This is a genomic window from Parashewanella tropica (assembly GCF_004358445.1).
GTDB lineage: Bacteria > Pseudomonadota > Gammaproteobacteria > Enterobacterales > Shewanellaceae > Parashewanella > Parashewanella tropica.
In genome coordinates, this window is record NZ_CP037951.1 from 372,002 (window position 1) to 385,486 (window position 13,485).

7 protein-coding genes are annotated in these 13,485 nt (G+C 42.3%); all 7 read left to right on the forward strand.

The window, feature by feature from the left end; translation table 11 throughout:
- Positions 1-31 precede the first annotated feature (31 nt).
- Complete coding sequence (locus tag E2H97_RS01580) at positions 32-2,209, forward strand: type I secretion system permease/ATPase (RefSeq protein WP_133405499.1); 2,178 nt, start codon at positions 32-34, stop codon at positions 2,207-2,209.
- Positions 2,206-3,588, forward strand: a complete 1,383-nt coding sequence (locus E2H97_RS01585) for an HlyD family type I secretion periplasmic adaptor subunit (RefSeq protein WP_133405500.1) — start codon at positions 2,206-2,208, stop codon at positions 3,586-3,588. The genes E2H97_RS01580 and E2H97_RS01585 overlap by 4 nt, the downstream gene beginning before the upstream one ends.
- Before the next feature lie 15 nt (positions 3,589-3,603).
- Positions 3,604-4,986, forward strand: coding sequence for a TolC family outer membrane protein (locus tag E2H97_RS01590; protein ID WP_246029037.1), 1,383 nt, complete (start codon positions 3,604-3,606; stop codon positions 4,984-4,986).
- 16 nt (positions 4,987-5,002) lie between these two features.
- Positions 5,003-5,611, forward strand: coding sequence for an OmpA family protein (locus E2H97_RS01595; RefSeq protein ID WP_133405501.1), 609 nt, complete (start codon positions 5,003-5,005; stop codon positions 5,609-5,611).
- A 268-nt stretch (positions 5,612-5,879) separates the two neighbouring features.
- A complete protein-coding gene (locus E2H97_RS01600) occupies positions 5,880-6,584 on the forward strand; it encodes a transglutaminase-like cysteine peptidase (RefSeq protein ID WP_133405502.1) in 705 nt (234 codons plus the stop codon).
- A gap of 6 nt (positions 6,585-6,590) precedes the next feature.
- Positions 6,591-8,507: a bifunctional diguanylate cyclase/phosphodiesterase gene (locus tag E2H97_RS01605; protein WP_133405503.1), complete on the forward strand. Its 1,917-nt coding sequence runs from the start codon at positions 6,591-6,593 to the stop codon at positions 8,505-8,507.
- A 205-nt stretch (positions 8,508-8,712) separates the two neighbouring features.
- The gene (locus E2H97_RS01610) at positions 8,713-13,443 is read left to right on the forward strand and encodes a hypothetical protein (RefSeq protein WP_133405504.1); all 4,731 of its coding nucleotides are present in this window, start codon (positions 8,713-8,715) and stop codon (positions 13,441-13,443) included.
- The last annotated feature ends 42 nt before the right edge of the window (positions 13,444-13,485 follow it).

Below are 13,485 nucleotides of genomic sequence, written 5' to 3' on the forward strand. Positions count from 1 at the left end.
ATATACATATTGTTTTAGGGAAATAGACAGGTTGTCAGAAACAACGGAAGAGAAAAAACAACAATGGACAATATCGGCGTCACAGCGAGTGTATGCCGATCCTTTGCTTGATTGTTTAGTATTACTTACCGAGCATTTTGGTAATCCTTGCTCGGCCGAATCTTTGGTTGCGGGCATGCCACTCGAAGGAGCGGCGTTAACGCCTGATTTGCTGCCACAAACGGCCGCCAGGGCAGGGTTGTCGGCTAAATTGACTCGCCGAAATTTGGATAACCTTTCAGCGGTGATGTTTCCGTGCATCTTGTTACTTCGTGATCAAAAGGCATGTATTCTTAGAGAGTTAGATGTTGAAAATGATCAAGCTGTGATCCAACTTGCCGAGTCAGGTGGAGAACACCGATTATCTATTGAAGAACTTGAAGCCATGTATGTTGGCTATTTATTCTTAGTCAAACAGCAGTATCGAGGTGATCATCGCTTTGATATGCATGAGCATAACACTTCAGGTCATTGGTTATGGGATACTGTCCGTGGTGCGTTTCCTATTTATCGAGATGTACTCATTGCCTCGGTATTAGTTAATATCTTTGCGCTCATTTCACCGCTGTTTGTCATGAATGTGTATGACAAAGTCGTTCCCAATTTGGCGTTTGATTCGTTATGGGTACTCGCTATTGGTGCGGGTATTGCGTACATCTTTGACTTGATCATGCGTCAGCTTCGTACATATCTTACCGATATTGCCGGTAAGAAAATCGATATCATTGTGTCTTCGCAATTATTCGCCAAAGCCATGGGCTTGCCCTTATCGAAAAAGGCTCCCAGTGTCGGCGGTATGGCAAAACAACTGGGTGAATTTGATCATATTCGAGACTTTCTCACTTCGGTGACTATCACTACCTTAGTGGATATTCCGTTTTCGATTTTCTTTATCGTCATTATTGCGATAGTCGCCGGTGATTTAGCGTTAGTGCCGTTAGTGGGCAGCGTGATCATCATCGGCTTTACCCTATATATTCAACCCAAGCTGAAACAAGCCATTGACGAAGGAAATAAGTTTGCCAGTTTAAAGCATGGGCATCTTATTGAAAGCTTGTCTGCGCTTGAATCCGTTAAAGCGAATGGTGCAGAAGGTGTGTTGCAAAAAAGCTGGCAGCAAATGATTGGTCATACGGCCACATGGCAGCTTAAATCGAAAAAGCTGTCTAATTCGGTGTCTAACTTAGCGAATTTTGTGGTGCAAATGACGACGGTGTCGGTCGTGGTCTTAGGAGTATATCGAGTCTCTGATAATGCCATCACCATGGGGGGGATCATTGCTGCTGTGATGTTATCAAGTCGAGCCATTGGCCCTATGTCACAGTTAGCGGGGCTCATGAATCGATCAAACTCGACTTTAAGTGCATTGAAACAGCTTGATCAGATCATGCAGCAGCAAGATGAATTTGAAGACAGAGGTAACTTAGTCAGTCAACAAAGACTTAAAGGCAACATAGAGCTACACCGTGCAGGCTTCCAATATTCAGAGGAAGAAAAGCCTGTGGTACGCAATCTTTCTTTGATGATAAAGCCCGGTGAACGAGTAGCGATTATTGGCCGAAATGGTTCGGGCAAAAGTACCTTAGCAAAACTATTGATGGGTTTATATCAACCAACAGAAGGTCGATTGCGTTACGACGGCATGGATAGCGCACAAATACACCCTAGTGATGTAAGGCGTAACTTTGGCTACTTACCGCAAGATGTCACCCTCTTTCATGGCACCATTAGAGACAATATTTTATTCGGAACAAGGCAAGTATCTGAGCATCAACTGATACGTGCCATTCAGCTTTCTGGAGTTAGCCAGTTTACTAACTTTGATAGCGAAGGCTTAGATAAACAAGTTGGTGAAGGTGGCTTGGCATTAAGCCGAGGCCAGCGTCAATGTGTTGCGCTTGCCAGAGCTTGCTTGAGCGATCCCTCCATTCTTCTTATGGATGAGCCAACGGCCAGTTTAGATGCTGGATCTGAAAAACAATTTATGCGAGCGATGAAGCAAGTCAGCCAAGATCGCACTCTGGTTTTGATCACTCATAAAATGCATTTATTGTCATTAGTGGACCGAGTGATTGTGATGGATCAAGGTCATATTGTGGCTGATGGCCCTAAAAAAGTGGTGCTAGAGCAGTTAAACAGTGGTCCTATTGCTGGGAGGGCAAGCGCATGAGTCGAAAGCTTACCAGTGAAGAACTCGATATGGTTGATGACGTTTATGGTGCCATGATGACAGATGCGCCGACAGTGCATCGACTGATTATTTGGTCACTCGCGGCGATGATGTTTTGTTTCCTTGTTTGGTCTTATTTTTCTGAATTAGATCAAGTGACGACTGGGGTAGGTAAAGTGATCCCGTCTTCACAAGTGCAGATCATTCAAAGCTTGGATGGTGGGATATTACAAGAAATGCATGTCAGAGAAGGCATGTTAGTGACCAAAGGCCAAGCGCTTGCCCGCATTGATGATACCCGTTTTCGTTCTGACTTCGCTCAGCAAGAGCAAGAAGAATTAGGGTTAAAAGCCAACCTGATCCGATTACAAGCCGAACTAGATAGCTTACAAGTTTCCAATTTAGATACCGATTGGCGTAAGCAGGTGAACATTATGCTAAAGCCAATGGTGTTTACTGAAGATCTAACTCAAAAAGAACCAGAATTAGTGGCTCGTCAGCAAGAAGAATACACGGGAAGGCTTAAAAATCTGAAAAATCAGGTAGAAATTCTGGCAAGACAGATCCAGCAGCGTCAGCAAGAAATGCAAGAGTTAAGCTCTAAGATCAAAACGCTTTCTACTAGCTATCAATTATTAACCAGAGAATTAGAGCTCACTAAACCGTTAGCTGAAAAAGGGATTGTGCCTGAAGTTGAGTTACTTAAATTAGAGCGTGGCGTGAATGATATGCAAGGTGAGCTCGCAGGTCTAAGAATTTTACGGCCTAAAATCAAAGCGGCATTAGATGAAGCGATCCTGAAACGTCGAGAAGCGGTATTTGTCTTTGCGGCAGAGAATCGCTCTAAGATAAACGAGTGGCAAACTAAACTTTCACGCATTACCGAAGCTCAAGTGGGCGCTAAAGATAAGGTCAGTAAAGCGGTGATCACTTCACCTGTAAACGGCACCATTAAAACCGTACACATCAATACCCTTGGTGGCGTTGTGCAGCCGGGCGTCGATATTATCGAAATTGTGCCTTCAGAAGATCAACTGCTGATCGAAGCCAAAGTGAGTCCAAAAGATATTGCGTTTATTCACCCAGGATTGCCTGCGGTCGTGAAAGTCACTGCTTATGACTTTGCTCGTTACGGCGGCTTAAATGGCACGGTTGAGCACATCAGTGCCGATACCACTCAAGACGAAGAAGGCAACAGCTTTTATGTCATTCGAGTGCGTACTAAAGATTCCAATTTAACTAAACAGGATGGCACCTTAATGCCGATCATCCCCGGGATGCTGACATCAGTCGATGTGATCACTGGCCAGCGCAGTATCTTAGAATACATTCTAAACCCAATTCTAAGAGCCAGAGACAGCGCGCTACGGGAAAGATAAATCATGGAGAAAATAATGAAAAACAAGCAGCGAAAAATGCATACAAGGATGTTAGTTGGCGTCGTTGCGGGACTTGTTCCGCTTTTTGCCCAAGGCCAATCCTTAGAGCAAGCAGTGGCGCATACCTTAGATACTAATCCTGATATTCGAATTGCTTACAATCGTTTTAAAGTACGTGAAGAGCAAAAGGATCAAAGCTGGAGTGGTTTTTTACCTAACGTAGAATTAACGGCGGGTTATGGTTACGAAAGTACCAACTCACCTTCTACAAGACGTGATGCCTCTGTTGATGGAGATAGAGAAGGCTTATATCGGGGCGAAGCAGGAATTACCATTCGTCAGATGTTATTCGATGGTTTTTATTCCAGCAGTGATGTAAAGCGTACCATTCATGAAATGAACGCTGAGCAGTGGAGTTTATTCGCTACTGCTGAAAATACCGCACTTGATGTGACTAAGGTCTACATTGGTTACATTCACGCAAAAAGTGTAGTGGAGCTGTCTGAGAAAAATCTTGAGACTCATAAAGAGATCTTTGATCAGATCCAACAGCGTACTAAATCAGGCTTAGGTTCGGTGGCCGATTTATCTCAAATCACAGGTCGCTTAGCGCGTGCCAATGCCAACTTAATTGCCGCTAAAAACAATTTGCTTGACGCTAAAGCTCAGTTTATCCGTGTCGTCAAACAGCAGCCAGAAAATTTAGTGTTGCCAGTGGCTGATATGGATATGATCCCAAAAACGCTGCCTGAGAGTTTAAACGCTGCGACTCAAAATCACCCAATACTCAAAGCGGCTTTGAATGACATCAATGCCGCTGAATATGAGCGTGATGCGACGCAATCGAACTATTACCCAAAGTTTGAACTCGAACTGGCAGGTAACCTTAATAACGATCTGAATGGTGAAGATGGCATCACTGGTCGTGCTGTTTTTAAGCGCGATATCGGTGGCCATAATAAGAATTACTCGGCGATGATCAAAATGCGCTACAACCTTTATGCTGGCGGTAAAGATCTCGCCCGTGAGAAGGAAAGTGCTTACAAGATCAGTGAGGCAAAATCACTACGAGAAAGAGCGCATCGTGAAGTCGTTGAAGGCGTACATTTGGCGTGGAATGCACTGGAGTTACTTGCCCCTCAAAAAGGATATATTCGTCAACATGTTGAAGCGGCTAAGCAAACCCAAATTGCTTATGTTCAGCAATTCAGTTTAGGGCAGCGCAGTTTATTAGATTTGTTAGATACAGAAAATGAACTGTTTGAGTCTCGTAAGAGTTATCTACAAACTGAGTTAGATGAACTGATTGCGAAATACCGAGTACTTAACTCAACAGGGCGTTTATTGGATTCACTGCGTGTAACCCGTCCACCAGAGTGGATTAATAAAAACGATTAATTTGGAGAACCAGAGCATGAAACTATGGATGATGTTGCTCAGTTTAGTGGTAGTGACTGGGTGTTCGATGCGTGATACACAGCCGATGACAGGAAATACGGCTCAGCTGAATAACCTTAATGATCCCGATGGGGATGGCGTCGTGCTAGCCAGAGAACGTTGCATGGGAACCGTTTCTGATGCTGAAATTGATAACTATGGTTGCGGAACCATTAAGAAGTTTCAAGAGCGTCGAGAATTGAAGATCCAATTTGCCAATGACTCATCATATTTGGCACCTAAATATTACAGTCAGATTGAGACTCTCGCGGCGTTTTTGAATAAGTACCCAGATACAAAAGTCGTTATTGAAGGCCATTGCAGTAAAGTTGGAGATTATCAGCATAATCTTGAGCTTTCACAAAGTCGTGCAGAAGCTGTAGTGAGTGTGTTGACCAAACAATTCAGCATTGAGCCGTCAAGATTGACCGCAAAAGGCTATAGTTATGATCGCCCTGTGGATGATTCCCATGACTCATACGCCCATAGTCGTAATCGTCGCGTGATGGCCGAAGTGACAGGTGAAAACAGTGCTGCCGATTATAAATGGGACATTTATACCGTTGATAAAAAGGAAAAGTATTAATGCCAATCCACATTGAGGTGCGCCTACTCAGCAAGAAAAAAGGGTTGCAGAGCAAGGTGTAGGGTTGAAGTACTATTGGGATAATATGAAAACGATCAACATAGCTATAGAAGATTTTATTCTTGCCCTTTGGGAGCTTGCCAATAGCACAATTACTGCCCAAAATTGCTTTGACGTAGAATGGCTATGCCTTCATCAATTTTGGTTGTACTTGCACTATTGGCATAGCTCTGAGTTATTCGCACCTCAATAAGGATTGGTATACGACATGTTCTCTCGAACCAGTTTGCTTTCGGTTCATTATAGAAATAAACGATGGCTCCTTATACTCATATTAATTTGTGGGGTGGGAGTCATTGCGAAGCAACCCGTTCTAAATCGTGGCAAGGCGGTATCTACCCTTGAGCAACGCTACGGTGAGCGTGCAGCACTCCGTGCCAATGCTTGGTTCGACATCATTGAGCAAGACCAAGGGAAGAGCGAGCAGCAACAGCTAAAACAGGTGAATCGCTTTTTTAATTATTTCCAGTTTGTGGATGACATCAAACTCTGGGGCGAGTCGAATTACTGGGCGACACCTATGGAGTTTATCGGGGTTAATGGTGGTGATTGCGAAGACTTTTCTATCGCCAAGTATTTCACCTTACTACAGCTGGGTATACCCGAAGAAAAAATGCGTATTACCATGGTAAAGGCGCAACAATTAAATCAGTATCATATGGTATTGGCTTATTACGAAACACCAGGTTCCATTCCGTTGATTTTGGATAACTTAGATAAACAGATCAAACCCGCTAATGAGCGTACCGATCTTTTACCTGTGTACAGCTTCAACGGTAAGCAATTATGGCTAAATAAAGAGAAAGGTCGGGGCGTGTTAGCAGGTAAATCAACGCGTCTTAAAAAATGGAACGACCTCAACCAACGCTTAGGCTTAAGTCGTTTGCGCTTGCCTAAACTGAATTTGGAGTAGCAAAACATGACCCTGTTCCGACAAATTTATGCGCTACTGTTCGGATTATTTTTACTCGTTGTATTGAGCTTAGGCTATTTGCAATTTACGGAAACTCGCAGTTTCCTGCAAAAACAAATGAGCTCAGACATTAACAACGCCAGCCACTCATTAGGGTTGATGTTAGTTCCTGCACTGGAAGCCGGTGATATGGCGCAAGCAGAAACTTTGGTTAATGTTATTTTTGAAGGTGGATTTTACAAACAAGTTAAGCTGACTTGGCTTGTGGATGGTAAAGAGCAGGTATGGCAAAACCCTCTTCAAATACAAGACGTACCTCAATGGTTTTTGGACATAGGTCTGTTTCCTGTCATTACTAAGGAAAGCACAGTAACCTCTGGTTGGTTGCAGTTGGCGAAACTCGAAATTACGGCGCATCCAGCGTTTGGGTATTATGAATTATGGCGAGTGTTTACTAATGCCATTATCATTTTTGCATTGCTATTTTTGGTTGCCATTATATCGGCTCGATTTGGGTTAACGTTTTTACTTAAGCCCTTAAATGGGCTGGCGGAACATGCCAAAAAACTTGAGCAACAGCAATTTGGACAACAGCTTAATACCCCTAAAGTAAAAGAGTTGCAGCCAGTGGTATCAGCGTTTAACAGCATGTCGGCAAAATTATCTAATGTATTTGCATCGTTAGATAATGAACTCACTCAATTGCGAAATAAAAACTTAGTCGATCATGTATCAGGATTGCCGAACCGCCAATATATGACGTCGAGACTAGAAAGTTGGACGGCCGAGCCTAGCAGTGGTGCCTTGATTCTGGCTAAGTTTGATTGGCTAGAACAAGTGCATAATCGTTATGGATACGAAGTCAGAGACGAAACGATACGTATCCTATCAAAAGCATTACACCAAGAACTCGACGAGATCTCGTCATCAGTCATTGCTCGCATCTCGGCCTTTGAATTTGCTTTTATGATCCCAGATGTAGAACATGAAAGCCTCAGTAAATACTTATACACACTTATTCGTACTTGTAATCAAGAAATCACTCGCTCCGGAGGAACCGCTAATCAAGGGATTGTACTAGGTGTCGCTGAACGGTTAGAGGACATGGATGCTTCTAAGATATTGTCACAGGCGGATAATGCTTTACAAAAAGCGATTCAGCAAGAAAAAGTGTTTGTATGGCTAGAAACAAATGAGCCACAAAGTCTTGACCGTAACCAGTGGCGAGAAAGCTTAACCGCGGCAATGGAAGCAAAGCAGTTTCATTTTCGTTGGCAACCAGTGCTGTCTATGTCAGGACAATCTGAGTTACACCGAGAGTTATATTGCCAACTGGAAATACAAAATAAAGTCATTACTGCGGCAAAGTTTATGCCATACATTGACCTATTTTCATTTGGAAGTGTGTTGGATAAATGTTTATTAAGTTCGATTAATTCGAATACCATTATTCAAGCGCATAAAGGTAAATTGGCAATCAATTTAACGAAGCAAAGTATTCAGGATCGTAGTTTTCAAACTTGGTTAGATGACTTTTTGGCTGGCTGCAATATGGTTGATAAACTTTGCTTTGAAATCCCTGAAGCCGTTATTCATTCAGATGTTGAGGCTTGTGAAAGCTTATGTCAGATATTAAAGGCCAGAGGTTGTCAGGTAGGCATTGACCATTACGGACGTCAATTAGGTTCTATGTCGTACTTACAAGCACTTAATCCAGATTATGTAAAATTGGATCAAGGCATTGCTTCTGATATTGAGCAAACAGATAACAAAAATGTTATGGCTGCATTAATTAATGTTGCGAAAGGTTTAGACATAAAGATTATTATTACTGGAATCCAGCAAGAGTCTGAATTGGAAGGGTTATCTGGTTTCAGCCTCACTGGGTATCAAGGCTTTATTGAGCCACCCATAAACTTATAAATTATCATCTTATACGGCTGCTCTATGCGGGTAGCCGCCCCTTCTCCACAACCGATTAACCTCAAATTAACTTATCTTAAGAAGATGAACTCAAGTTTAGGATTAATTGCGAATTATCCTAATTGTGACTATTTTTGGCATAGACAAATTTTTTATATGAATGTTCAAAACTGCTGAAATTTATGCAGTCCCTAGGAGTTCTTTTATGCTCGAACTAAAGCTAGTTGATGCGAATTGTCAAGAAAAATTGGCTAATGACCAAGGTATACGCTATGCAGGGAAGCAACGTAATCCTGGGGTAATGAGGGCTGCAGATCGACAAAAAGTCACAAATGCAGAAGGTTACCAGCTTATTCCTTTTGAGCATCAAAATTCATTGGGTTTTGGCCGAGAATACTGCTTTGCAATTACACCTGAGGGTGAAATTTTATCAGGTAGGGTTACAGGTTTTCTCAAAAATAAAAAGCTCACTCACCAAATAAGTTTAGGTGATGCCAGTCTTAAAAATTGTACTGAGCAAAAACTATTACACTCTGTGTTACTGGCGGGTCGATTACCGGTTGAGGTCGTTGCCAAAACGGTTTTAAAACACCCTGTGAATGGTGCCCGTATTTTGCATGAAATCCGTAGGGTAAATCCTGAAAGGTTTGAAGCCATTGTTCAGCAGGTGCAAGTAATAGAATCACAGCAACAGCGAGAGCAACAACCAGTACCAGCAGCAACACAAGCGGTGGATCTTGAGCAACCACAACTTCCACCAGAGACTCAAGAGCCCGTCGCAGCAGCCGCTCCAGTTCAAGGACAGTCGGATAGCGAAGAAGAAATTGAAGTATCACCTCGAGTTCAGGGTGAAGCAGTGGCTTTGGATGCTCAAGCTCCTCTGTTCGATGATGCGCTTGAAGTTACATTGGCATCGACGCTCAAACTTATTTCTTTTTCGACTTATGTTGATTATCTAAAAGCGATTACACCGCAAGCACCAAAACAGGTTGTAGAAGAATTGTTGAAATGTACTGCACCAGAACTTAACGATGCAGTAGACCATTTTAGTCAATCAAGAACACAACAAAGAGCGACTAGAGCTGCTCCCGTCCCCAATGAACCAGTGATAGACACTGTGATTAGTGAATGTAATGATGAGCAACTGATCCAGCTGTTTAGAAATGGGTGTCAGTTTTACCCTGTTGCCAGCAATGGCTATGGGGCACTAGACTTATTTGACGGGTTCGATACCTTGCCCATTTACCAAGAATCTACAGCTGTAAAACTCGTATTTAATCATATATCAACAGAGCGATTTGTAGCCATTTTTAACCGGCTGCCTAATTATGAAAAGCCAGTATTGATTAACTTATTGAGTAAGCAAGAGCTTGATGCAGTGTTAGCCCATGCCCCTAACTTATTTTCAGGTTTAAGTGTAACTGACCGACGAGTTATGCGTAGTGTGATGGAAACTGGACAAGTTAACATCCATGCGGCTGAAGATGTAACCGTTAAAATTGCTGAAATGCAACAGCATAAAGATATTGTCAACTTTGCATTTTCTCCCTCAACTGGAGATGGCGTTGATGATTCAATAGATGAAAGAAGAGTGCCCCAAAAAGTGACTCTTTTCGAAAAATCTGAAGAGAGCGATGTATACGAAACAGTGTTGCTTAGCTTAGACGATAATTACGTGCCTCCTAGTCTATCAACACAACAAAGGCCATTAGAAGAAGGCGCTAGGCATCTAGAAGAGGAATTGACAGAAGAACAGCCTCCAGAAAAAGTAACGGTAGTCGAAGTATACGAAAGGCATTTAGCTGAGGAAGTACCACCAAAACCACAAGAGCAAGCCACTCCTCCTCCAGCTCTAGACAGTCGAGAACATCAAGAGAGTGCAGTTACTCGTTCTCGAAGTGGTTCTCTGCAGGTCGAAGCTGAATATGAAGAAGATGAGATTGGAATAGACACCCGTAAAGTAAACAGTCTACCTCCAAGACGTAAAGACTATAGCCAGGCCTCGTCCACACAACCAAATCCATTGGAAGGGTTCCGCGTATCACCTGCGGCAACACCTGTTCCTCACCAGTTGTTCGTAGAATCTGAAGATGAAGCTTCAAGTTTTCCTCTGGTTGGGACACCTGTATCGTTAAGGCAACAAGTCTCACATACGGAAACAGAGCCTGAAGAACCAAACGAAGAGGTGACTGAAGATGATTCGGTTGTTGATGAATGGGAGTCGGTAGAAGACTTTGAGCATCAGTCTTTGATTCGAGGCTTTTTAGCTAGGGAAAGGTCGATGACGGTCGAAGAATATGAAGATTCAGATTACGACACTGATTACGAGGACGAGGACGAGGTAGCCAATCAATGGATGGGCGAACATTATCCAGACCCAACGATAAGCTTACCTTTTAGTAGCTTACCTACACAGGCACAGCAAGATCCCGTTCAAGCCAGTATTAGGCATGTACGTGCAGCCACAGAAAAAGCGGCACAAAAGTGGGTTCAGAATGATCCTGAAAAAAGTCTTCATTCTTTAAGAGCGGCAAACTCACCATCTCTTGAACAGCCTGATGAATTACCTCTAGAGCTAGCGGTTGGCACTGCTGAATACGATGAAGTAATGTTAGAAAGGCTTGAAACATTGGTCAAAACTCAGCATCTAGAAATACCTGAAGAGGTACAAGAAGCGCTTGAAGCGGGGATGGCTTGTACAGATTTTAACGAATTAGTGAACACTAAGCAGGTTGATTATCTAGTGGCTGTGCGAGAATTCAGTGATAAGCGCACACTATCCCCTGTTGAGCGAAGATGGATTCGATATGGGTATCAGATGCTATTAACTAGAATGTTTTATCTATACACATTAAGCGCTGATAATTTATTGCAGGAAGATGGAATGAAGCGGAAAGGTGGTAAGTTAACGGTTGCCACTAATGTAGCAGCCATTGCTAACTATCGTGGGGTATCGATGACGCTTGCTAAAGGCGAAGGTAATGGCGATGAAACAAGTATAATTAACAATTATATTAAGCAAGCGGTAAGTGAGTTAGCAAAAAGGGATAAGGTTAGGTTTGTTAGTAAAGAAGTGAAACAGCAAATGGAAGAGGCTGGTAAAACTCAAGGATTAACATTAGTTGCTGATATGGATGAAGTCAGTTGGGGAACCAAGTTTTTTCGAGACACAATGAATTTTGAAAAATTCTCTATCAGAGTGAAGAAACAGGATTTAAAGGGTGCAGAAAAAGTAAATACGGCGCTTAAACGTGAACTAGCAGGCGTGAGAGTCTTATCTAATTCAGCGGCTGAGATAGACACAGATCAAACTGGACAGAAAACGAAAGAAGATTATAGGCATGAAATTGAGAGGTTGGAACAAAGGATTAAATCATCTGATGCTGCGATTGAAGAACTGGAAAAAGAGATAAGGGAAATACAAGAAAAGATTGAAAATTCAGATGCTTGGGATGTAGATATTTTAGCGCGTCATGTTTATGTCGAAGGTCTGAAATTAAGGGAACTTGCACTCCAGAGGCAATTGCCAGTCGTTATTCAAAGAACACAACGCGCTAAAAATAGGGCTAAGTTTAAAGACCCTGCATTGGTTTTAGCATCAAAACAAAAGGATATTGCTTACACTGCGAAAAGAGCAACGGAAACTTATAAAAAGAAGCTAAAAAAAGATGATCCAAATATCACTGATGAAATTCTCGCAACCAAAGGGGATGCTTTTTACCTTGCTAAAGTTGCGGAAATAAATCACCGCTATGAAAATATTTATTTAGAAACCCTTTATAAAAACCGAGGAGCAGTGGTACTAGATTACCCTTGCTTTAAAGAAATGTCGGATGAAAGAAGAGCCAACTTTAGAGACCACATGATCAATCAAAGTATTGATCTTCCTGAGCATCATAAACATGTGATTGCTGAAGCCGCCAAACGAGCAGGCGTGATTACGCAAGATCAATGTAGTCTTGAGCGATTAAAATCCGATTTAGTTTCCTTCGAACAACCATACAAAAAAGCGGTGATGGTCGAAATAGCGAAAGAAGATCCAGAGGCATTTACAGTAATTCTCACAACGCTAGACTCAGAGCGTTTTGAGCAAAGAGCACAAATGCTTGCGCAAAAAGCACAAATGCTTGCGCAAAAAGCACAAAGAGCAGAAGAGACAGAGGGGGCTGAACAAGTAGAAGAGAAGGAGCTTCAGCAAAGTTGGCTTTCAGCCTTGTTCAGTGGTTGTCAGGTATTACTTAGAGGAACAGAAGTTTATGATCCCGCAGAGCCAACTAAAGTTCTAGGCTATCAATCCCCACTTATGGCGTATGAGAATATTAAAAAAGCTTGTCAGCGAACTCAAGATAAAGACTGTGATTATTTGACAGTTCCACACGATAATGGTTTGGCTATTTTTGGTACTGATGTAGATGAAGAACTATTATTGGCCGCCGAGGGTAATTTCTTCCAATACATAAAAACGCTTGCAAGAAATGATAAAACTGAAGCTATAACCAAAGGACCTGGGAAAGGCAGAGGAAATGAATTCCTCGAAATTAAAGCAACACAATATAAGGTATTTGATGCTGCTAATCCTGTGCATCAGCAATTAGCATCATTATCATTCTTATGTACTCTTCTAAGCGCCGTCAGAGGTGGAGGAGGAATATATCAAGACGAAGGATTTATAGAAAAACTAGCGGCTTTAAATAAAGAAACAGGTCCATTGATTCACATGTATCTAGATATTGGTTGTGAATTATTAAGAGAAACTCAGCCTGAACTAGCGCATGGAGATGTATGGCTTAGCCAAGTATTTGCTCATGATGGCATTCCAGGAAAAGGAGTGGTTAATAATGATACCTTCCAACCAAGAGGAGGTTGGGCATTGTTAAGAGCGGCAGATGGAGCTCATATTCCATTGTATTATAAAGGTCAGCCGCAAAATCGCTAATAGTTACGGCTCTGGATTTAGCCCTATCGAATTTAATTATTG

Coding starts and splice junctions, on each gene's coding strand:
- E2H97_RS01585 (WP_133405500.1), top strand. CDS start 2,206: ATGAGTCGAAAGCTTACCAGTGAAGAACTCGATATGGTTGATGACGTT.
- E2H97_RS01605 (WP_133405503.1), top strand. CDS start 6,591: ATGACCCTGTTCCGACAAATTTATGCGCTACTGTTCGGATTATTTTTA.
- E2H97_RS01610 (WP_133405504.1), top strand. CDS start 8,713: ATGCTCGAACTAAAGCTAGTTGATGCGAATTGTCAAGAAAAATTGGCT.
- E2H97_RS01590 (WP_246029037.1), top strand. CDS start 3,604: ATGAAAAACAAGCAGCGAAAAATGCATACAAGGATGTTAGTTGGCGTC.
- E2H97_RS01595 (WP_133405501.1), top strand. CDS start 5,003: ATGAAACTATGGATGATGTTGCTCAGTTTAGTGGTAGTGACTGGGTGT.
- E2H97_RS01600 (WP_133405502.1), top strand. CDS start 5,880: ATGTTCTCTCGAACCAGTTTGCTTTCGGTTCATTATAGAAATAAACGA.